Here is a 19,673-nt window from a genome sequence, read left to right on the forward strand (position 1 = left end):
CCCATTCAGATGCGGGGCGGGCCTCCCGAACTGTTTCTTCCCCACTTGTCGCCGGGGCCTGAATTTGAGTGAATATGATGATGGAAAACACATTTGATCCCGTAACGGGCGAACACCTGAAAGACTGGGGACATCGCCCGGGCAAGCAATTCCCCGCCCTGCTGGCGCGCGCGAATGAGATGCGGGCCGAAGGCTTCGGTCTGGTGCGCATCCGGCAGGAGCTGGAGGGCGAGATCCCTCCGACCCCGCCAACAATGGATCTGCGCGCGCCCGGTGAGGTGCAGTTTCACGAGAATATCGACGCCAGTGACCCGGATGAGGAAGACAATGTCGACAAAGTCCGCGAAACGATGACCGCGCTGATGCGGACCCCGACGATTGAGGCCGGGGCGATTATGCCCGATGCCTGTCCGGCCGGTCCGATCGGCACGATCCCGGTTGGCGGCGTCGCGGCGGCGCGCAATGCGATCCACCCGGGGATGCATTCGGCCGACATTTGCTGCTCGGTCATGATCACCGATCTGGGGAATGCTGACCCAAAGGCCGTGCTGGATGCGGCGCAGTCAGTGACCCATTTCGGACCGGGCGGTCGGCCGCAGGGCAAGCGCTTCACAACCTCGCTGAAACTGCTGGATGCGTTCCGTGAAAATCCGTTTCTGGACAACCCGAAATCGCTGCGCATAGCGCAGGAGCATATGGGGACGCAAGGCGACGGGAACCATTTCCTGTTTGTCGGCCGGTCGCGCAAAACCGGGCGGACGGCGATTGTGACCCATCACGGCTCGCGCGGGCCGGGGGCAGTTCTGTATAAGAACGGCATGGCCGTCGCGCATCGTTTCCGCAAGGAGCTGTCGCCGGGTACGCCCAAGCAAAACGCCTGGATTCCGGCTGACACGCAGGAAGGGCGCGATTATTGGGATGCCCTGCAACTGATCCGCAAATGGACCAAAGCCAACCACAACGCGATCCATCAAGCGACGGTTGAGGCCGCGCGTGTGGGCGATGTCGGGGACCGGTACTGGAACGAACACAACTTCGTCTTCAAACGGGGCGATCTGTTCTATCACGGCAAGGGCGCAACCCCAGCGTGGGGTGACTATGCCGCCGATGCGACCGGGCTGACCCTGATCCCGCTGAACATGTCCGAGCCGGTGCTGGTCGTGCGCGGCAAGGATGCAGGTCACGGTCTGGGCTTCAGCCCACATGGGGCGGGGCGGAATTTCTCGCGTTCCGAACATAAGCGCCGGATGGGGTCCGTCACGCCGGATGAGATGTTGAAGGCGGAAACCGAAGGTCTGGATATTCGCTTCCATGCCGGCGGTGTGGATGCCTCGGAACTGCCGTCCAGCTATAAAAGCGCGGACAGCGTTGTGGCGCAGATCAAGTCCTATGATTTGGCCGAGATCGAGGACTATATCGACCCCTACGGCTGCATCATGGCCGGTGATGTGCCGCCGTTCTGGAAGAACAAGAAGAAAGGCCGCAGGTAGCTGCGGCCTTTGTCATTTGTACGCGTTGGTCGGGATTTTGATGAAGCCCTCATTTGTATCCTGCTCGGGCGTTCCCGAAAGCTCTAGTCATCTATGCACGGAATTCGCTAGCTGGTTGGGGTAATAACCAGCCCGGCCGACGTCTGCGGATCGCAGTTGATTTAGGTTAAATCCTCAACCCGTGCGTCAGGTGCATTTCGTTTAACGGACTCGATACCGTTGTCGCGTGCAGAGGTGGTTGTGTAGCTTTCGCTTGTACCGATTACCTGACCATTGCTGGCTTTCAGATTGAACATATGGCCACCGGATTTGGTTTCCTTGCGTTCGAATCTTTCGTCGCTTGGTGCGTTTGTCTTGACGGATGAAATACCGTTCTCAGCGCTTGCTTTCTGGACATAGCCTTCGCTGGCCAGAATGATCTCACCGTTTCCGGCTTTCAGCCGAAACCTGAACTCTCCAGCCTTGTCTTTGTAAATCTCAAATTTGCCAGCCATGTGATATCCCTCAATACGATTGCAATACTTGCCTGTGATGTTGCTACGTTTGGAACCCGGCAACAAGAGTTTTCAGGATATTCTGGGTTTGCACGTGACCAGAGCCGAGCTTCATCAAAAGCGAGCCAGGATTGCATTGCCCGTCTAATCTGAATTTACCGCAATCAAATGAGCGATTGGTAGGATTTGCGCCGCGATCTGATCTCTGAGTTGCGCGAGTGTCATATCGTCATTCTTGACGAACTCGACGAAAGCCTGATTCAGGGCATTGAAGATCAGCGCACCCAAGTCCGACGCAACAAGGCTTTGGCGCACTTGGCCCCGGTCTTGCAGAGCGGCGATCAACTCGGTCACTTGTGCCGCGAGGCGGCGATCCTGCTCGGCATAGCGCCGACCGCTTGGCGTATTGGGGTGCTCGATTGAGTGCGCGATCGCCGTACGCCACATCTCTTTCGAGAGATATTCGAGGGAGTGGTCGTAATACTGGTAAATCAGACCCAGGATCGCGTCCTCCACGCGTAAAGGCGGATTCGCCAGGATCGGCGCGCCCGCTGTGATGACCTCTTCGACCTCCATGGCGACCGTGGCGATCAGGATGTCCCCTTTGGTTTCATAGTAGTTGTAAACAGTGCCGACCGAGACCTCGGCCATCTCAGCCAGATCTTCGATTTTCACGGACCGATACCCGTGTGACCGGAATTTCGCAGACGCAGCTTCCAAGATGCGCCGCTCGCGCGCCGCCTTTTGCCGCTCTCTTAATCCTGCCATTTGGAAAAACGACCTCGTTTGGCATAAATCTAAGTTTAGAGTTGACTACAAAGGTGAGGCTGTTCAAGTTTTTTGTGACAGACCCGGAAAAAAACAGGGCAAACCGAAATCAACAGGAGATGAAACGAATGCAAATTGGACGTAAAATCCTTGGTGCGTCGGCGCTGGCCCTGATGGCTGGTACGGCCTGGGCCGAAGGCGAACTGAATGCTCTGGTGTGGTGCGACCATACCGATCCCGAACTGATCGCTCCGTTTGAGGCGAAGCACAACGTCAAGGTCAATCTACGGGAATACGAGGGAACGGGCGCGGCACTTGCGCTGCTGGAGCAATCCAGGCCCGGCGACTGGGACGTGCTTGTGGTCGACGGGATCGATGTTTTCCGCGCAGTAGAGGCCGGTGTCCTGGCCCCGCTGCCCGAGGGCGCGGTCTCGACTGCGGATTACTTCCCCGAAGTTGTCATGGCCGAAAACAACACAGTTGACGGCGTGACCTATGCCGTGACCGAGAAATTTGGCTACAACACGATCTCGTACAACTCGGCCAAGGTCGATCCCGCAGATATGGAAAGCCTGAGCACTGTCTGGTCCGAGAAATACGACGGGCGGATTTCGATCTATGACTACTACCTGCCCGTGATGGGGCTGGCCGCCATTGCCGAGGGCATTGCAACGGACGCAATTGGCGCGGGAGATTTAGCAAAGATCGATGGTGTCCTTTCAACCATGCGAAGCCGAGCTGCCTCGGTCGCGGGGGTGGTTGCGGCGCAAACGGCACTGGCGACAGGCGAAGTAGATATCGTTGTGGGTGGGGGTGAGTGGCTGACGGCCGTGCTCGCCTCGGAACAGCCGGAACTGACATGGACCATCCCCAAGGAGGGCGCGGTTCGCTGGGCGCAATCCATCGGCGTGGTCGAGGGGGCCAGTAACCCCGATCTGGCGGTTGAGTTCATCAAGTACATCACCAGCCCCGAAGGGCAGGCCCGTCTGGCGACGTCTTCGTGCTTTTGGGGAATGCCCGCAAATGCCAAGGCCGGAGACGTTCTGACCGACGTACAAAAAGACATCCTGCGCTGGGATCAACAGCCTGACTATCTGGCGTTGACACAGCTGTACCCTGCACCGGATGCAGATCTGGACATCGAAATGCAGGATCTGTGGCTGGAAACTCTGCAGCAGTGAACATGTCCAAGGACCAGGTCCGCGGCTGGGGCTTTGTAACCCCGGCCCTGCTGTGGACCATCGCCTTTTTCATCGTGCCTTTCGTTGTGATGGGCGCGATGAGCCTTGCTTCGCTTGAAGGGCGAACGCTTGTTTGGGATCTGTCACTGGCCAACTACGCCAAGCTGCTTGAAAAGAAATATCTATGGCGGGCGATCCTGGTTTCGCTGGAAATCACTCTGACGGTGACGGTGATCTCGGTCGTGCTGACATATCCGCTGGCCTGGATCATTGCCTTTCGTGTGTCACCGCGCTGGCAGCGTCTTGCCCTGCTGCTGGCAATCCTGCCGTTCTGGACCTCCTATGTGGTGCGCTCCTATGCATGGTTGCTGGTTCTGGCGCGTGAGGGCGTGGTGAACGAGACCCTGATGTGGATCGGAGCCATCGCCGAGCCGATCACGCTGGCCAATACGCGCTTTGCTACGGTGACTGGCTTTGTGCATTTCTTTGTGATGCTTCTGACTCTGACGATCTATGCCAACCTGATCCAGCTGTCCCCGAACTATCGCCGGGCGGCAATGGACCTAGGCGCTAACGCGTTTCAAACCTTCCGACACGTGATCTTGCCGTTGACTCTGCCCGGTATCGTCACCGGAGCATTCCTAACGTTTGTCCTATGTATCGGCGACTACGTCACGCCGCAGATTCTGGGCGGCAATACCGAATTGACCGTGCCGCAGGTTATCATGGTGCAACTGGGACGGCGCGCGGATTTTCCGTTGGCCTCGGCGCTGGCCATCGTCTTGATGAGCATCGTTGCGCTGGCCTATCTTCTGTCTGCCCGCTGGTTAAGGCTTGACCGGTTATGATGCGCTTTCTGCCCTGGGCCTACCTGATCGCTGCGTTTGTATTTATCTACCTTCCGGTGGGCGTGCTGGTCCTGTTCTCGTTTCAGGAAGGATCGCTGCCTGTGCCACCGTTCAACGGGCCGTCCCTGCAATGGTATCAGACCATTCTTGGGGACGAGGATTTGATGGCAGCGCTGCGCAATTCGATCCTTGTCGCGTTCGGGTCGTCTGCGGTTGCCGTGGCGCTGGGATTTCTGGCGGCATACGGGCTTGCACGGCACGTTCTGCCAGGATCGGCCCTGATCCGAGGACTGCTGATCGCCCCCCTGACGGTCAGCTACCTGATCGTTGGGCTGGGCCTGCTGATCGTTCTTACGCGCTCGGGCTTTGGCGTTTCGCTTTGGACCGCAGCCATCGGGCATGTGGTCATCAACTTGCCGCTGGCCTTTGCCATCATCTATGCCTCGATGGGAGCACAACAGCAAAACGCCGAACGCGCCGCCCGTGATCTGGGCGCGTCCGAGCCCAAGGTGATCGCGTTGGTGACAGTACCGATGTTGCTGCCCTCGATTGCGGCGGCCTTTTTCTTGTCGGTCACGCTCAGCTGGGATGAGTTTATTATCTCCTTCCTGCTGACCCGCTTTGACGTCACCTTGCCGGTTGAAATCTGGTCGCTGCTCAGGTCGGGCCTGTCGCCGCAACTGAACGCAATCGGCAGCTTTGTCTTCTTGATTTCAGTTGCGGTTGTGCTGCTGCTGGAACTCACCATCTTTCGGAAAGGCCGCCAATGACCGCGTCTGTCACGTTTTCGGGTCTCAATCACTGGTTTGGTCAGTTTCAGGCGCTGTCCGGGATCGACCTGCAGATCGAGGCCGGTGAATACGTGACTCTGCTGGGCCCGTCCGGCTGCGGCAAGACCACTCTTTTGTCGATCCTAGGGGGGTTTCTTGAGCCTACCCAGGGCCGCGTGCTGATCGGCGGTCAGGACATGACCCGTGTAGCACCGGTCAAACGTCCCACGACCACGGTGTTTCAGGATTATGCCCTGTTTCCGCACATGTCCTTGCGCGACAATGTTGGCTTTGGCCTGCGTATGAGCGGTATGGGTCGGAAAGACCGCCACGCACGCGCCGAACAGATGCTGGATCTGGTTGGCCTGAAGGATGCAGCGCTCAAACGTCCTCATGCCCTGTCCGGTGGGCAGCGACAGCGCGTCGCCCTAGCGCGGGCGCTGGCCGTCAACCCGGACGTTCTGCTGCTTGACGAACCGTTGGGCGCGCTGGACCTCAAGCTGCGGCGATCCATGCAGGACGAGTTGAAAAGCATTCAGCAACAGATCGGTACAACCTTTGTCCACGTCACTCATGATCAGGAGGAAGCCATGGCGATTGCCGACCGGATCGTGGTCATGAGCCGTGGCCGGATCGAAGATCACGGTACCCCGGACCGGGTCTACCGCTATCCGGCAACCCTGTTCACGGCGGATTTCATGGGCGAAAATAACCACATTTCAGGTGTGAAATCCGGGGCGGGTTTAGAAACACCGTTTGGACTTTTGCCAACCCTGAACGCCCCGGCCTCGACCAAAGCCGCAATCTGCCTGCGCCCCGAGGATATCCGCGCCGACGATCAAGGATCATTCCCGATGGGGATGGCCACGGTGACTGCGGCGGCGTTTTTCGGAACCTATTGCCGGGCGCATCTTTCACCGGCCTGTGCCCCGGACCTGAGCCTGACGGCCTATCTGGCCCCTGACCGCCCTTGGGCGCAGGGCGATGTGGTATCGTTGTCCGCAGATGTCGAGAATTTTCGCCTGTTCGAACCGGAGACCCCCTGATGCAGCGCGCGCAACCGCAGGATTGGTACCGCACCACCCGCAAAGGTGAAGACATTACCCTGATCGATGAGCCTTTCATCACGCCTTTCTATCGCTGCAACATGTGGCATGTGCGTGGGCGCGACCGCGATATGCTGGTCGACAGCGGCATGGGCGTTGTGTCGCTGCGGACATGGGTGCCTCTGGTGACCGAACGTGCGTTGACGGCGGTCGCAAGCCACACCCATTTCGACCATATCGGCTGTCATCATGAGTTCGAGGACCGCGCGGTTCACAGGGCCGAGGCCGATATTCTGGCCAACCCGACGCGCGTGGCGACGCTGGCCGACCCCTACGTGACGGACGAGATTTTCGACTGCCTGCCGCCATTGCCCTACCGATCCGACACATATGCGGTCAGCGGTGCGCAGGCGACGCGACTGTTGGACGATGGCGATATCGTCGATCTTGGGGACAGGCATTTCGAGGTGATCCACACGCCGGGTCATTCGCCGGGTGGAATTGCCTTGTGGGAGGCTGCAACGGGCATCTTGTTCTCGGGCGATATTGTCTATGATGGCGAGTTGATCGAAGATACCTATCACAGCAATGCCCAGGACTATTACCGCTCGATGGTGCGCTTGTATGATTTGCCGGTGGAAACCGTGCATGGGGGTCACTTCCCCAGCTATGACCGGGATCGCCACCGCGCAATCATTCGCGCGTGGTTGGATGGAAAGAACGCGTCGACGGCGTAAGGCTTTCAGTTTTCGCCATGTAGGTCACGACCCCGTTGCAGATCGTAGCCTCAACGGCGGTGTCGCCTGCGTTGTTATCCGTCAGCACCCGGTCCAGAACTACGATATCGGCTAGCATGCCCGGGGCCAGGCGCCCGAACTGATCATCGCGGCGGCAGGCATAGGCCCCTTCGCTGGTATAGGCGGCTAGGGTATCTTCAAAACTCAGTCGCTCGTCCTTTTGATCGGCGTCCCAGACCTGCCGGGTCAAGGTGATGTCGATCCCGGTCAAAGGTGGCAGGGCGGCAATCGGCCAATCGCTTGAGAAACAGACACGCGCACCCGCCTCTTTGAGCGTCCGCCACACATAGGCGTCAGGCCATTGGTCCCTGCCGATGATCGAAGCCAGAGGCTCTAACGGGAAATCCCCGCATCCCGGCGGATGCGGCGGCATGAACGAGGCGACCACATCAAGCGCGGCAAAGCGGTGCCGGTCTGCAGGGTCGAGCAACTCGATATGTTCCACCCGGTGCCGATTACCCTGTGGGCCGTTGGCAGAGCGGGCGGCCTCATAACCATCCAACACCGCGCGCACGGCCCCATCCCCAATGGCATGAACCGCGATCTGGAACCCGCGCTTGTCCAGTTCCACCGCCAGATCGGCAAATCGGGCCGGGTCATGCAGCGGCGCGCTTTTGTGGCCAGGTGTATCGGGGTAATCCCGCACCCGGTATCCGGTGTGCGCATCCAGTGTGCCGTCCATGAAAAATTTGACCCGGTTGCACCACAGCATCGGGCTGTTCAGCTTACGCCGCATCTGCTCGGCAATCTCGATGTTTTCGACGGGTTCGCCGGGCGTGAAGTGATAGGGTAGCTCAAGCCGGCAACACAGATCGCCTTCGGCTTCGATTTCTTGCAGAAGACTGGCCTGGTACAGGTTGCCGTCCATATTGATGATTGTCGTGATACCGTGCTGGGCGCAGTATTGCAGCCCTTCGCGCATCAATACCTTGTCGGCCTCGCGCTGAGCTTGCGTCACTTCTTGGGCCGGTTCGATCCCCTCCAGCCCCAGAACCTCGCGCCCACCATGGCGGCCAAGCGCCTGTATCGTGGCAACGGCCGGAGGCTCAATCAGCGTGCCAGTGGCGATCCCGTCCGGGTCCAATTCAATATGCGAACCCGGTCCCAGATCGCGCCCCCGCAACACATCTGCAGCCTGTAGCGCCGCGGTATTTGCCCAGCCGTTGTGAAAATCAGCGCTTTGCAGCAACAGCGGGCGATCGGGGCATATCGCGTCAAGAATATGCCGGTCCGGATTTTGGCGACCGTCAAAACTCGCGTAGGCCAGACCCTGTGCCACAAGCAGGCTGTCATCTGGGTTTTGTGCGGCAAACTCCCGAATGGCGCGGGTCAGGGCTGCAGTGCCCGTGATCGCCTCAAGCCGCAATACCTTCAGGGAATAGGCGCCGAAAAACAGATGCATATGGCTTTCGACAAAGCCCGGCAGAACCGTTGCGCCCTCGGCGTCGAGGACCCGAGTGTCGACGGTACATAATGCCTTGATCTCTTCCGTTGATCCAACCGCTGCGACCCGATCCCCCGACACGAATATCGCCTGCTGCCGAGGGCCACCGGGCTCCATCGTGCGCAGATCGGCATTCACGATTGCAAGCGAAGAGGTCATGCGTGCGGCTTTCAACTAGGGGTGGGCTAGGTTCAGTGTCACGGTGTCTGACAAATAGGGGTTCTCGTCGCGCGATTGGGCATAGGCATCTGGATCAATCGAAGCCGAGATCACCTGTCCGCCTTCCCCCGCAAAACCCAACTGCTGACCGTCCGGGGCCACGATCGAGGACATACCCTGATAGGCATAGCTTTCGTCAGAGCCTGCGTGGTTGGCGTAGACGACAAAGACCTGATTTTCAAAGGCGCGCACCGGCACAACCTGTTTCGCAATGAACGCTCCGGCTGGGCCTTCGGCCATCGCTGTTGGCACAATGATCACCTGCGCCCCGGCATGCGCCAACCGACGCACGTTTTCAGGAAATTCGATATCGTAGCAGATCAGAAAACCAAGGGTCAGACCGGCCATTGTGGTCATCACCAAGGACCGCTCGGGCGTCTGGAAGATACCTTTTTCATAGGGGCCATACAGACAGTTCTTGCGATAGATCAGCGGACTATCAGGGTCATCACGGTTGATGATCAAGGCGCTGATATAGCGGGCGTCGCCATCGGCCTCGGGGAAACCCGCGACAAGGCTGATGCCGCTGTCACGCACCGCCTGCGTCAACTGTTGAACCCATGGCCCATCTTTCGGTTGCGCCAGATCGCGCAGAACTGCACCTCGCCCGTATCCGGTGATGGCCAGTTCGGGCGCAACCAGCAAATCGGCATCCGAATCGTGCAGGGCCTGTTCGATTTGGGCTAACCGATCCTCGGTGCTGCCTCCAGCTTGCATCTGAAATGCGGCGATCTTCATGGCACACGTCCCTATGTTCCGGCGCAGTTCGATCAAATTTTCAGCGCCCGCGGTCGCGACCGTATTCAGCGCGCCCGATTTTGCAAATAGTGCGTTGCAAAACGATACATTTCTCTGGCTCAATGCAAGGATGAAAATCACGGGTTCAGACATTCATCTTTTGACCGTTTTCGACAGTGTTGTTCGGAACCGGGGCTTCTCGGCGGCGCAGGTCGAGCTGGGCCTCAGCCAGCCCACGATCTCGAACCACATAACGGCGCTTGAAGAACGTCTGGGCGTGCGTCTGTGCCAGCGCGGGCGGCGCGGGTTTCTGCTGACTGAAAAAGGGCGGATGGTGCATCAGATCGGTCTGGCACTAATGGACTCGCTGGATCAGCATTCGACCCATCTGGCCGAGTTAAAGGGCAATCTGGTTGGACGTCTAAAACTGGCCGTTGTGGACGCCACCACAACCGATGAGGCATTCAAGCTGCCGCAGGCGATCAAACAGTTCACCGAGGCTGCTCCGGCCGTGCGTATCGACCTTGTGATTTCCGAACCGCAAGATATTCAGCAAGGTGTACTGGACGGTACCTACCATATCGGATTTGGTAGTTTTGACAATGTAAGCAATGGCTTAAACCTGACCGACCTGTATCGCGAACATCACGCACTCTATTGTTCGGACACTCATCCGTTGTTTGGGGTTCCGGAACACGCCCTTGGTGATGATGCCATTGCCCAGCAGGCTTGGGTCCACCGCGGGTATTGGAACCAGCAAAGGCAAAAGACCCAGCATTCCTCGGACCGAGACCTTTTTGCGCAAGAAATCGAAGCGCAGCTGATCCTGATCCTCAGTGGGGCATATATCGGGTTGTTGCCGCTGCATCTGGCCTCGGGTTGGGAAAAGCAGGGGCGGTTGCGGCGCTTGCCCAACAGCAGCCGTGATTATTCTTGCCCTATGCAGATCGTCACACGGTCCGGAGCGGTACCTAAGGTAAATGGACTGTTCATCCAGACCCTTCAGCAAATGTATGAGGGGGAATACATTGCTAAATGACAATGTAAGGGTTTGCGCATCGCTATTTTTTGGCCCAACCGAGCCAATTAGGGTCAGCAGGACTTTCGTATGACCTCAGCTGCAGGAACCATAATGCCAGACACGACCGCGCCGCGTTACAACCAACCCCTGGGCGGCAATGACATGCCCCGTTTCGGAGGCGGCACGACAATGATGCGACTGCCCGCGCAGGAAACCGCCGCCGGACTGGACGCCTGTTTCGTGGGCATTCCGATGGATATCGGCACCTCGAACCGGACGGGAACGCGTCACGGGCCACGTGCGATCCGCGCCGAAAGCTGCATGTTGCGGCCCTTCAACATGGCCACGGGCGCGGCACCATTTGCCAAGATGCAGGTGGCCGATATTGGCGATGTGGCGATCAACACGTTTGATCTTAAGAAAACCATGGACATCATCACCGAGGCTTATGATGAGATACTCAGCCACGATGTGGTTCCGATCACACTGGGCGGAGATCACACGCTGACCTATCCGGTGCTGCGCGCGATTGCCCGCAAACACGGTCCGGTGGCCTTGATCCATGTGGATGCGCATTCGGACACGAATGACGAGATGTTTGGCGAAAAGATCGCCCATGGCACTCCGTTCCGCCGTGCGGTCGAAGATGGGCTGTTGCAGAATGACAAGGTGTTCCAGATCGGCCTGCGGGGGACGGGTTACGCGCCCGATGATTTTGACTGGGGCCGCAATCAAGGCTTTACTGTCATTCAGGCCGAGGAGTGCTGGCACAAATCCCTGACCCCCCTGATGCAGGACATTCGCGCGCGGATCGGGGATGTGCCGACCTACCTGACCTTTGATATCGACAGTCTGGACCCGGCCTACGCGCCCGGAACCGGGACGGTCGAAATGGGCGGGCTGACCAATATTCAGGCGCTCGAAATCGTGCGCGGTTGTGCAGGGCTGAACCTTGTCGGCACAGATCTGGTCGAGGTCTCGCCGCAATATGATGTTAGCGGCTGCACTGCGCTGATCGGGGCCAATCTGGCCTATGAAATGCTTTGCGTCCTGCCCAAAAACCGGGCCAACTGAACAAAACCAACAGGAGATCACAATGCCAACCACCCTTTCACGCCGCCGATTTCTAGGCACTGCTGCTGCAACCGGGGCTGCCACACTAGCCGCGCCAGCCATCGTTCAGGCGGCGCAGCCGCTCAAGGTTGGAACCTATGGTGGGTTCTTTGAAGACAGCTTCAAGCAGTTCATCTTCCCCGAATTCACCAAGGCCACCGGGATCGAAGTGAACTCGGTCGCCGTTCCTACCGGTGAGACATGGCTGGTGCAGATCAAGAACGCTGCCCGCGCCAAAACCGCCCCGGCAGATGTGTCGCTGATGGCGGGTATTCCGCGCAGTCAAGGGGCGGATCAGAAAGTGTTCAAGGCGCTGGACGACACCAAAATCCCGAACCTTGCCAACATGACCGACACGTTCCAGGACAGATATGACGACGGAAACCTGTTCGGTGTTGGCGCGGTGTCTTGGTATATCACGCTGTGCACCAATTCGGACGAAATCCCGCAGGCTCCTGACAGCTGGGCCGCGCTATGGGATGAGACATACAAAGATCAGATCGGTCTTCTGGGTCTGGCCTCGAACTCGTACATGCTTGAGGTAACGGCGACGACTTTCTTTGGTGGAACGGACATACTTGATACCAAAGATGGCATCCAACAAGTGTTCGAAAAGCTGTCCGAAGTAGTGCCCAATGTGCGGCTTTGGTACAAGGACGAAGGCGCGTTCCAGCAAGCGCTGCAGGACGGTGAGATTCCGATGGGCCAGTACTATCACGACGTGGCCGGTCTGGCCGCTGCCGAAGGCTTCCCGGTTGTCTCGACTTTCCCGAAAGAGGGTGGGATCGTGGACTCGGGCTATTGGATCGTGCCTGAACACGCCAAACCGTTGGATGAGATCCACGCATTTATCGACTTCATCGCTGCGCCCGAAACGCAGGCGTTGTTGTCGCGCAATGTCGGCACCGCTCCTGTGATCGACCCGAGCCTGACCGATCTGACCGCCGAAGAACTCGCCGCGGTGAGCAGCCCCGAGGCTCCAATCGTTCCGCGGTATGATGTCTACAAAGAGCATGCCAACTGGATTTCCGACACCTGGAACCAGATGATCGCGGGCTAACACCACTCACGACACTGGCCCGTCCCGCGCAGGTGGGGCGGGCCGCTTCCCTTGTTGAAAGAAAAGACCCTTATGCCAGGTTTAAGCATCGAAAACGTCACCAAGAAATTCGGCACTGTGACGGCCGTTAAAGATGTGAACCTTCAGTTCAATACCGGCGAGATGATCTGTTTTCTGGGTCCGTCTGGCTGTGGCAAGACCACGCTGCTGCGGATGATCGCCGGGCTGGACGAACCCACGCAAGGCACGATCCGTTTCGAGGATCAGGACCTGACCGGCGTGCCTGTGCATCAGCGTAATATCGGCATGGTGTTTCAGTCCTTTGCGCTGTTTCCGCATCTGAATGTTGGCGAAAACATCAGCTATGCGATGCGCATTCGGGGCCATTCCCGATCAGAATGCGAGGATCGCGCGCGGCAGTTACTGGACATGGTGCACCTGCCGGGGCTTGAGGGCCGCAAAATCTCGCAGCTGTCGGGCGGTCAACGTCAGCGCGTCGCCATCGCACGGGCCCTTGCGCTGAACCCACATGTGTTTTTGTTGGATGAGCCGATGTCAGCGCTGGATGCCAATCTGCGCGAGGTCATGCAGATCGAGCTGCGCAAGCTGCAACAAGAGCTTGGGATCACCACTGTCGTCGTCACTCATGACCAGACCGAAGCGATGACGATGGCCGATCAGATCGTGGTCATGGGAAAGGCGCAGGTGCTGCAGACCGGCACCCCGATGGAGATTTACAAGACCCCGGTCGACAAATTCGTGGCCGGTTTCATCGGCACCAGCAACCTGCTGCCTGCCAAGATGTCAGGGCCTGACCGTGTACATGTGAACGGGGTTGATCTGACGGTGGACGGCAACACTGGAACCTTCACCAAGGGCGATGACGTTCTGCTGATGACCCGCCCCGAAGAGGTGTTCGTGCATCATCCCTCGGACGTGGATGTGGCCAACTCAGTCACCGGTACGGTGACATTCGTGCGCGATATCGGCGCCACGATCGAGATTTTGGTGGATTGCGCCGGGCACGAGGTGATCTCGGTCCTGACACCAAAGGACTGGCCCAATGTGAAAGTGGGTGATCAGGTCCATGTTGAAATGCCTGCTACGGCCTGCAGCGTGTTGGCGGTATAGGAGGGCGAAATGCAGACAAGCGCGCTTTCCCGCTATATCGGGCTGATCCCGTCCTCGGTGATGATCGGGGCGTTTTTTGTGATCCCCTTCGTCCTGATCCTGCTGACCAGTGTGTCCACGCCTACCGATGACGGAGGTTATGCCACCAGCTTTGACCTCCAGCATTTTGAACGATTTCTGACCTGGTTCTATATCGAGCGGGCGTTGTTCTCAGCAGGTCTGTGCGCGCTGATCGCAGTGCTGAGCCTGCTGATCGCGTATCCCTTCACCTATTTCCTGACCACTTTCCCTCCGCGCTCGCAGACCTTTTGGTTGATCTACATTCTGGCGCAGCTGTCCCTGTCCGAAGTGCTGATCGCCTTCAGCTGGCAAATCCTTTTGTCCCGCACCGCAGGCGTGGCCAACATACTTGTCTGGATCGGGGTGATTGAGAAAAGCTTTGCCATGACCCCCTCGGCAGGCGCTGTGGTCGCCGCGCTGGTCTATTTGACCGTGCCGTTTTCGGTCTTGCTGCTGTTTCCCGCGCTAAGCCGGTTGGACAAAAGCTTGATCGAGGCATCGCGCACGCTTGGGGCTTCGCCTTTGCGGACGTTTTTCACGGTGATCATTCCCGTTACGCGGCCTGCGATCATCTCGGGCGGGGTGACGGTTTTCGTGCTGACGCTAGGGGCCATCATTGTGCCGCAGGTTCTGGGTAAGCCCGAACACTGGACGCTGTCAGTGCTGATTACGGATCAGGCGATATTCAATTTCAATATGCCCTTTGCCTCAGCGCTGGCGGTGGTGTTGCTGGTTCTCAGCGCGACGGTGATCTGGCTGGTCACGAAATTCTCGGGGAAAAAGACATGAGGGCGCTGCGCAGTATCTATCTGGCGCTGTTCGCGCTGTATCTGATCGGGCCGATCCTTGTGATTGCGGCCGTTTCGTTCAACGCCAAAAAGTTCCTAGCCTTCCCGCCGCGCGGCTTTTCCTTCCGCTGGTATGCCGAGGTTTTTGTGGCGAATGATTGGTTTACTGCGCTGAAAAACTCTTTGTTCATCGCCTTCGCCTCGGCCAGCCTTTCGGTTCTGATCGCGATGCCGGTGGCCTATTTCGCGTGGCGCTATGGACTGCGCTATGCCAAGGCGCTGCTGGCGCTTGGGGTAGCACCGTTTATCCTGCCGCCCGTCATCATGGCGCTGGCCTTCCTGTTGTTCTTCACCGGGATTGGGCTGAACGGGCTGATGATCAACGTCATCATTGCCCATGCGGTTTTCCTGCTGGCCCTGCCTTTGGTGACGATCTCTCTGGGGTTGGAAAGCGTCGATCACGCGCTGATCGAGGCCAGCCAGACCATGGGCGCCTCAAACGCCGTTGTCTTCCGCACGGTGATCCTGCCGATTGCCGCCCCCTTTGCCTTTGCGGGGTTTGCGTTCTGCTTTGTCCTCAGCCTGAATGAATACATCATCGCGCTTATGACCGTGGGCTTCTCGGTCGAGACACTGCCGATCAAGATTTTCAACGCCCTGCGCTATGGCTACACGCCGGTTATTGCGTCGATTGCGGTGATCTTCATGGTGATAAATATCGTGATTTTCGCCCTGATCGCGCGGTTCTCGAACCTCGCTCGTATTCTCGGCGCGATGGAGTAACCGAGCCATGCCCCATGATCACGATCCTCTGGAAGAAGGCCCCGCCCTGCGCGTGCGCGCGCTGGAGGAGCTGATGGTGGCCAAGGGGTTGGTCAAACCCGAAACGCTGGACAGTATCGTTGAATATTATGAGCGCGAAACCGGCCCGCGCAACGGCGCGGCTGTGGTGGCGCGTGCGTGGACGGATCCGGAATACAAAGACTGGCTACTGCGCGACGGGTCCGCGGCGATCAATGCGATGGGGTTCAGCGGGTTCCAGGGCGAACATATCCGGGTGGTCGAAAACACGGACGCGGTTCACAACGTCATCGTTTGCACCTTGTGTTCCTGCTATCCATGGCCGGTTTTGGGCCTGCCGCCCACATGGTACAAAAGCCCCGCCTACCGGTCGAGTGTGGTGCGTGAACCCCGCTCGGTTTTGGCGGAATTTGGTGTCAGCCTGCCTGAAGAGGTGCAGATCAAGGTTTGGGACAGCACGGCCGAGATCCGCTATCTGGTTCTGCCACGCCGCCCCGACGGGACCGAGGGGCTTTCCGCTGCAGAACTGGCTGATCGTGTCACCCGCAACGGCATGATCGGCACGGCTTTGGTCTAGGGGCAGGGTATGGATGGCATTCATGATATGGGCGGGATGCACGGGTTTGGCCCGGTTCCCTGCGATCAGGATCGGGCCTTTGAACACAATTGGCAAAAGCGCGCTTTTGCCCTGACCGAGGCTTTGGCTTGGTCCGTGCCTTTCTGCGCCGATGAACACCGCGCGGCAATCGAACGGATTGCCCCCGCGGATTACCTGCGGTTGGATTACTTTGAAAAATGGAGCGTGGCCGCGACGGCGCTGGTACAAGCTGCGGGCCTGGTTGACCCACAGGAAGTCGCATCGGGTTTGAAACGGTTCGATATCCCGCAGGGTGATCATCCGGCGGTCGGTCCGGCTGACATACTGGCGGCCACCAAGGCAGGGGCCGAGATGACATTTCCCCCAACCACTGCCACGCCACGCTTTGCCGTCGGTCAGTCGGTGCGCGTTCGGGCCAACAGTCCCGTTGGTCACACGCGGGTGCCTCGTTATGTACGCAACCACGTCGGGAAGGTCATCGCCGATATGGGGGTGTTTCAGTTCGCCGACTCGATGGCAAGCGGGCAAGGCCCTGATCCTCAGCATTGCTATACGGTCGAATTTTCGTCCAAGGATTTGTGGGGCAGTGCTGCAGACGCCAATGGTTGCGTCTGTCTTGATCTTTGGGAGAGTTATCTTGACGATGTGTGATGCCCATGACGTGGCGTTGCAAAACGTCCGTCGCTCGATCCCCGGGCTGGATGAAAACGGCCCTTTGTTCCTTGCTCCATGGCAGACTCGGATATTCGCTCTTGTCGTGGCCATGGTCCAACAAGGGCATTTCCCTTGGACGACGTTTCAATCCTGCCTTGCGGCCCTGATCACAGAAACGGAAAGGCGCAACCGAGCAGGTACGGCACGGGCGGTGGAAACGGCTTATTTTGATTGCTGGCTGCGCGCTGTAGAAGATACCTTGGCCAGTGAGGGTTCTCTGAATGCCCCGGAATTGGAAAACAAAATTTTGGATATTCAGCAAACAGTTGCCAAGATCAGAGCGGCACAGTCTGCGTAGATCCTGAGGTCCAGCGTTCGGGATTAGCATCGGGGTGAAGGCAGCAGGTCCTTCTGCTTAGATCACGGATTTGGTGCGTCTCTAACGCTCGGCTGTGGTGATAAAGAAATAGACCCACTCTCCTTTGAAGTCGGGGTTCACGTCCCGAGCTTCGGCGACGCGAGATTTGAGGAACTTAAGGTAAGCATCGGCCGGTTCGATTAGTGGGCGATCCTCTTGGTATAGCGGATCTGACGCAGCAAAGGCGACGGCGATTTCCTGTCCGTAGGGTGGACCTATCGTGATGATAAGGCCGGGATCACCCGGCGCGGCCGCGCCCACGCGCAATGCGGACTTTGCAAGTGTCGGCTGCATCGGGGTCGATGCATTCGGTCGCAAATGGATGACTTGCCCTTGGGCATCAAAGTAGTCGACATAGACGTATGCGTCGTAGTCTGCTCCGGTCAAATCAAGAACCAGTTGTTGACCGTTCACATAGCGAAACGCACGCGCGTGAACGTCTTCCCCAATCAATAGTGGATTGGTGATCTGGTCCGTTGATTGTGGCAAGCCAATATAGGCTATTCCGCTGAGTGCGCCGCATTGCGGGCGCGGCAGGATGCGCAACTTGTCCTCGACCTGGATGTTGGAACCCATCTGCGTCTGAAGAGCGGCCAGAACCGGGTTACGCAATCCATCCTCGGGGATATGTCCAATAAGCTGCAAAGTGTTTGTGTCTGGCTGAAACTGAACCTGCAGCCGTGCGCAGGGGACTTGCGCCAAAAGTCCATCGATCCCGTCGCGCAGGTTCTCGGCCGATTTTCCGGCATCTTCCGGCTGCATAAAGCTCTGGATCGCGGCCAATGAGACCGGGTCTATCGGTCCGTCGCCAGAGGTGGAAAACACCTCGGATGCTGCAGTTTGCGGGATGTCGGGAACCGTTTGTGTCAGGACGACGGGTTGGAGTTGCACGGATTGTGAGACGTCCGCAGTGGGTTGCGCCAGAGGCACGGCTTGCGCCAGCGGTTGCTTCAATGAGACCGGATTGGCCTGTACCGCGGCAGAGACCAACTGCGAAGCGGGTAATGTTGTCGCTTGCAGTGGCTGAGATGTGGCGGAAACGAACTGCGCGGGTTCGAGCTTTGCCTCAGACGCCGACAAAGCATCGGTGTCCGGAATAGTCACTGCAACCAGCTGCTGAGGAAGCTGAGCTGCAGTCGCTGTTGACTGTCGGATCGTGCTTTGGCCCAGCTGCGCGCCCGAGGCGTCCTCGGTTTGAGCGGTTTCTGAGTCTGGTTGAGATTCAACGGCCTCGCTTTGTTTTACCCGGTGGGCCGACAGCTGCATTTGTGTTTCGGGAACCGGCTGTTCATCAACCGGTTCGGGCTCCACGCTCCAGATAAGGGCAATGGCGCCTCCGACATGCAGGGCGAGTGAAACGACCAGCCCGATACCCCATAAGACGGTCCCCCGGATCATTGCGGCGATCCCGGAGGGGTTACTACCAACACCACATCGCGAGCGCCCATAGCCTCAAACTGAGCAATACGGGGCAGGATTGAACGTAAAGTTGCTTCGCGATGCGCATTGATGCGGATCAGAATGTCTGGTTGGGCCACCAGCAACGACTGAACGCGACGCTCGATGTCTTCCGGCGCTACGGTCTCACCGTCCAATGCGATTATGCCATCTGCTGCCACCGAGATTGTGATGCCGCCTGCGGGCATGTCCGCGCCGGTCACCGCGACGGGCGGAGCCACGTCAAAGGGTGCCGTGGCATCCATACGTCCGATCAGCATGAAGAAGACCAGCAAAAAGAAAACAACGTCGATCAGGGCAATGATCGTTTCGGGGTGGTGGCGTGGGGCAGGGCGGGTGATTTTCACGGGCTAGCCTCCAGTCGAACCACGCGCATGTTCACGGTCCCGGCCTGGGTGACTGTATCCATTACCGATACAAGAGATTGTAGCCTGGCCCCTCCGGTAGGCAGCACGATGACCTGAAGACCGGGGTCTCGGCTTAGGCGTCGGGTCAATAGGTCGGACAAATCATCATGAGATACCGCTTGGCCCTGATGAAACGGGGCTCCGTCCGTGCCTATGCGGATCAGTAACGTTTCAGCTGTGCCCTCTCCGGTCGTCCCTTGTGCGGGGCTGTCGCGCTGCGCCAGCGCCGGGATCATGTCGAGGTTCAAATACGTCGACGTAACCATGAAGAACACCAGCAAGATCAACATGACGTCGATCATCGGCACCAGCGAGATCAATGGCCGGGTTGGCTTGCGTCTGTTCAGGCTGAGATCGCTGTCCATCGAC

General features: G+C 58.4%; 22 protein-coding genes. 15 read left to right on the plus strand and 7 right to left on the minus strand.

Annotated features, from left to right (window positions below):
* The first annotated feature begins 74 nt into the window (after nt 1-74).
* The gene (locus AC2FF7_RS17735) at nt 75-1,490 is read left to right on the plus strand and encodes an RtcB family protein (RefSeq protein ID WP_496906089.1); all 1,416 of its coding nucleotides are present in this window, start codon (nt 75-77) and stop codon (nt 1,488-1,490) included.
* 161 nt (nt 1,491-1,651) lie between these two features.
* Here AC2FF7_RS17735 and AC2FF7_RS17740 read toward each other — a convergent pair whose 3' ends face one another.
* Nucleotides 1,652-1,984 (minus strand): YegP family protein, encoded by a 333-nt coding sequence (locus AC2FF7_RS17740; RefSeq protein WP_170356350.1) that lies wholly within the window; start codon nt 1,982-1,984, stop codon nt 1,652-1,654.
* 144 nt (nt 1,985-2,128) lie between these two features.
* Entirely contained in the window at nt 2,129-2,752 is a 624-nt protein-coding gene (locus tag AC2FF7_RS17745; RefSeq protein WP_170356351.1) for a TetR/AcrR family transcriptional regulator, read from the minus strand.
* Between the two features lie 128 nt (nt 2,753-2,880).
* Here AC2FF7_RS17745 and AC2FF7_RS17750 point away from each other — a divergent pair, with 128 nt between their 5' ends.
* From AC2FF7_RS17750 to AC2FF7_RS17770, 5 genes are read left to right on the plus strand one after another with little or no spacing between them, the layout of a single operon-like run.
* The gene (locus tag AC2FF7_RS17750; protein ID WP_170755822.1) at nt 2,881-3,933 is read left to right on the plus strand and encodes an extracellular solute-binding protein; all 1,053 of its coding nucleotides are present in this window, start codon (nt 2,881-2,883) and stop codon (nt 3,931-3,933) included.
* A 2-nt stretch (nt 3,934-3,935) separates the two neighbouring features.
* Nucleotides 3,936-4,781 (plus strand): ABC transporter permease, encoded by an 846-nt coding sequence (locus tag AC2FF7_RS17755; RefSeq protein ID WP_496906065.1) that lies wholly within the window; start codon nt 3,936-3,938, stop codon nt 4,779-4,781.
* Nucleotides 4,778-5,551, plus strand: coding sequence for an ABC transporter permease (locus tag AC2FF7_RS17760; protein ID WP_480869855.1), 774 nt, complete (start codon nt 4,778-4,780; stop codon nt 5,549-5,551). Before AC2FF7_RS17755 ends, AC2FF7_RS17760 begins: the two co-directional genes overlap by 4 nt.
* Nucleotides 5,548-6,597, plus strand: a complete 1,050-nt coding sequence (locus AC2FF7_RS17765; protein WP_480869853.1) for an ABC transporter ATP-binding protein — start codon at nt 5,548-5,550, stop codon at nt 6,595-6,597. The genes AC2FF7_RS17760 and AC2FF7_RS17765 overlap by 4 nt, the downstream gene beginning before the upstream one ends.
* Nucleotides 6,597-7,334 carry an MBL fold metallo-hydrolase gene (locus AC2FF7_RS17770; RefSeq protein WP_480869851.1) on the plus strand — a complete coding sequence of 246 codons (738 nt, stop codon included), beginning with the start codon at nt 6,597-6,599 and terminating at the stop codon, nt 7,332-7,334. Before AC2FF7_RS17765 ends, AC2FF7_RS17770 begins: the two co-directional genes overlap by 1 nt.
* On the opposite strand, the gene AC2FF7_RS17775 is transcribed toward AC2FF7_RS17770, so the two are convergent.
* Together AC2FF7_RS17775 and AC2FF7_RS17780 are read right to left on the minus strand one after the other, a co-directional pair.
* The gene (locus tag AC2FF7_RS17775; RefSeq protein WP_496906066.1) at nt 7,291-8,997 is read right to left on the minus strand and encodes an amidohydrolase; all 1,707 of its coding nucleotides are present in this window, start codon (nt 8,995-8,997) and stop codon (nt 7,291-7,293) included. The genes AC2FF7_RS17770 and AC2FF7_RS17775 overlap by 44 nt on opposite strands.
* Nucleotides 8,998-9,012: 15 nt before the next feature.
* Nucleotides 9,013-9,795, minus strand: a complete 783-nt coding sequence (locus AC2FF7_RS17780) for a carbon-nitrogen hydrolase family protein (RefSeq protein ID WP_496906067.1) — start codon at nt 9,793-9,795, stop codon at nt 9,013-9,015.
* Here AC2FF7_RS17780 and AC2FF7_RS17785 point away from each other — a divergent pair.
* The 9 genes from AC2FF7_RS17785 (at nt 9,794) to AC2FF7_RS17825 (ending at nt 17,379) form a co-directional block, all read left to right on the plus strand.
* Nucleotides 9,794-10,834: a LysR family transcriptional regulator gene (locus AC2FF7_RS17785; protein WP_480869845.1), complete on the plus strand. Its 1,041-nt coding sequence runs from the start codon at nt 9,794-9,796 to the stop codon at nt 10,832-10,834. The two genes, AC2FF7_RS17780 and AC2FF7_RS17785, sit on opposite strands and share 2 nt — an antisense overlap.
* A gap of 93 nt (nt 10,835-10,927) precedes the next feature.
* Nucleotides 10,928-11,890 (plus strand): agmatinase, encoded by a 963-nt coding sequence (gene speB, locus AC2FF7_RS17790; protein WP_170356360.1) that lies wholly within the window; start codon nt 10,928-10,930, stop codon nt 11,888-11,890.
* Nucleotides 11,891-11,912: 22 nt separating this feature from the next.
* The gene (locus tag AC2FF7_RS17795) at nt 11,913-12,989 is read left to right on the plus strand and encodes an ABC transporter substrate-binding protein (protein WP_496906068.1); all 1,077 of its coding nucleotides are present in this window, start codon (nt 11,913-11,915) and stop codon (nt 12,987-12,989) included.
* A gap of 72 nt (nt 12,990-13,061) precedes the next feature.
* The gene (locus AC2FF7_RS17800; RefSeq protein ID WP_480869842.1) at nt 13,062-14,120 is read left to right on the plus strand and encodes an ABC transporter ATP-binding protein; all 1,059 of its coding nucleotides are present in this window, start codon (nt 13,062-13,064) and stop codon (nt 14,118-14,120) included.
* Between the two features lie 9 nt (nt 14,121-14,129).
* Complete coding sequence (locus tag AC2FF7_RS17805; protein WP_480869840.1) at nt 14,130-14,969, plus strand: ABC transporter permease; 840 nt, start codon at nt 14,130-14,132, stop codon at nt 14,967-14,969.
* A complete protein-coding gene (locus AC2FF7_RS17810) occupies nt 14,966-15,751 on the plus strand; it encodes an ABC transporter permease (RefSeq protein ID WP_170755832.1) in 786 nt (261 codons plus the stop codon). The genes AC2FF7_RS17805 and AC2FF7_RS17810 overlap by 4 nt, the downstream gene beginning before the upstream one ends.
* A 7-nt stretch (nt 15,752-15,758) precedes the next feature.
* Nucleotides 15,759-16,346 (plus strand): nitrile hydratase subunit alpha, encoded by a 588-nt coding sequence (gene nthA / locus AC2FF7_RS17815; protein ID WP_480869838.1) that lies wholly within the window; start codon nt 15,759-15,761, stop codon nt 16,344-16,346.
* Nucleotides 16,347-16,355: 9 nt separating this feature from the next.
* Entirely contained in the window at nt 16,356-17,018 is a 663-nt protein-coding gene (gene nthB / locus AC2FF7_RS17820; RefSeq protein WP_480869836.1) for a nitrile hydratase subunit beta, read from the plus strand.
* The gene (locus tag AC2FF7_RS17825; RefSeq protein ID WP_480869907.1) at nt 17,011-17,379 is read left to right on the plus strand and encodes a nitrile hydratase accessory protein; all 369 of its coding nucleotides are present in this window, start codon (nt 17,011-17,013) and stop codon (nt 17,377-17,379) included. The genes nthB and AC2FF7_RS17825 overlap by 8 nt, the downstream gene beginning before the upstream one ends.
* An 81-nt stretch (nt 17,380-17,460) precedes the next feature.
* Here AC2FF7_RS17825 and AC2FF7_RS17830 read toward each other — a convergent pair whose 3' ends face one another.
* Genes AC2FF7_RS17830 through AC2FF7_RS17840 form a run of 3 tightly spaced genes read right to left on the minus strand, consistent with a single transcriptional unit; the run spans nt 17,461 to nt 19,669 of the window.
* A complete protein-coding gene (locus AC2FF7_RS17830) occupies nt 17,461-18,837 on the minus strand; it encodes a DUF4384 domain-containing protein (RefSeq protein WP_496906069.1) in 1,377 nt (458 codons plus the stop codon).
* The gene (locus AC2FF7_RS17835) at nt 18,834-19,244 is read right to left on the minus strand and encodes an ExbD/TolR family protein (RefSeq protein WP_170755837.1); all 411 of its coding nucleotides are present in this window, start codon (nt 19,242-19,244) and stop codon (nt 18,834-18,836) included. Before AC2FF7_RS17835 ends, AC2FF7_RS17830 begins: the two co-directional genes overlap by 4 nt.
* Complete coding sequence (locus AC2FF7_RS17840) at nt 19,241-19,669, minus strand: ExbD/TolR family protein (protein WP_170356370.1); 429 nt, start codon at nt 19,667-19,669, stop codon at nt 19,241-19,243. The genes AC2FF7_RS17835 and AC2FF7_RS17840 overlap by 4 nt, the downstream gene beginning before the upstream one ends.
* Nucleotides 19,670-19,673 lie beyond the last annotated feature (4 nt).

Source organism: Ruegeria sp. YTSC325, from assembly GCF_059609525.1.

Excerpts from the sequence above, each read along its gene's own strand:
- AC2FF7_RS17735 (WP_496906089.1), top strand. The coding sequence starts at position 75 with ATGATGATGGAAAACACATTTGATCCCGTAACGGGCGAACACCTGAAA.
- AC2FF7_RS17740 (WP_170356350.1), bottom strand. The coding sequence starts at position 1,984 with ATGGCTGGCAAATTTGAGATTTACAAAGACAAGGCTGGAGAGTTCAGG.
- AC2FF7_RS17745 (WP_170356351.1), bottom strand. The coding sequence starts at position 2,752 with ATGGCAGGATTAAGAGAGCGGCAAAAGGCGGCGCGCGAGCGGCGCATC.
- AC2FF7_RS17750 (WP_170755822.1), top strand. The coding sequence starts at position 2,881 with ATGCAAATTGGACGTAAAATCCTTGGTGCGTCGGCGCTGGCCCTGATG.
- AC2FF7_RS17755 (WP_496906065.1), top strand. The coding sequence starts at position 3,936 with ATGTCCAAGGACCAGGTCCGCGGCTGGGGCTTTGTAACCCCGGCCCTG.
- AC2FF7_RS17760 (WP_480869855.1), top strand. The coding sequence starts at position 4,778 with ATGATGCGCTTTCTGCCCTGGGCCTACCTGATCGCTGCGTTTGTATTT.
- AC2FF7_RS17765 (WP_480869853.1), top strand. The coding sequence starts at position 5,548 with ATGACCGCGTCTGTCACGTTTTCGGGTCTCAATCACTGGTTTGGTCAG.
- AC2FF7_RS17770 (WP_480869851.1), top strand. The coding sequence starts at position 6,597 with ATGCAGCGCGCGCAACCGCAGGATTGGTACCGCACCACCCGCAAAGGT.
- AC2FF7_RS17775 (WP_496906066.1), bottom strand. The coding sequence starts at position 8,997 with ATGACCTCTTCGCTTGCAATCGTGAATGCCGATCTGCGCACGATGGAG.
- AC2FF7_RS17785 (WP_480869845.1), top strand. The coding sequence starts at position 9,794 with ATGGCACACGTCCCTATGTTCCGGCGCAGTTCGATCAAATTTTCAGCG.
- AC2FF7_RS17780 (WP_496906067.1), bottom strand. The coding sequence starts at position 9,795 with ATGAAGATCGCCGCATTTCAGATGCAAGCTGGAGGCAGCACCGAGGAT.
- speB (WP_170356360.1), top strand. The coding sequence starts at position 10,928 with ATGCCAGACACGACCGCGCCGCGTTACAACCAACCCCTGGGCGGCAAT.
- AC2FF7_RS17795 (WP_496906068.1), top strand. The coding sequence starts at position 11,913 with ATGCCAACCACCCTTTCACGCCGCCGATTTCTAGGCACTGCTGCTGCA.
- AC2FF7_RS17800 (WP_480869842.1), top strand. The coding sequence starts at position 13,062 with ATGCCAGGTTTAAGCATCGAAAACGTCACCAAGAAATTCGGCACTGTG.
- AC2FF7_RS17805 (WP_480869840.1), top strand. The coding sequence starts at position 14,130 with ATGCAGACAAGCGCGCTTTCCCGCTATATCGGGCTGATCCCGTCCTCG.
- AC2FF7_RS17810 (WP_170755832.1), top strand. The coding sequence starts at position 14,966 with ATGAGGGCGCTGCGCAGTATCTATCTGGCGCTGTTCGCGCTGTATCTG.
- nthA (WP_480869838.1), top strand. The coding sequence starts at position 15,759 with ATGCCCCATGATCACGATCCTCTGGAAGAAGGCCCCGCCCTGCGCGTG.
- nthB (WP_480869836.1), top strand. The coding sequence starts at position 16,356 with ATGGATGGCATTCATGATATGGGCGGGATGCACGGGTTTGGCCCGGTT.
- AC2FF7_RS17825 (WP_480869907.1), top strand. The coding sequence starts at position 17,011 with ATGTGTGATGCCCATGACGTGGCGTTGCAAAACGTCCGTCGCTCGATC.
- AC2FF7_RS17830 (WP_496906069.1), bottom strand. The coding sequence starts at position 18,837 with ATGATCCGGGGGACCGTCTTATGGGGTATCGGGCTGGTCGTTTCACTC.
- AC2FF7_RS17840 (WP_170356370.1), bottom strand. The coding sequence starts at position 19,669 with ATGGACAGCGATCTCAGCCTGAACAGACGCAAGCCAACCCGGCCATTG.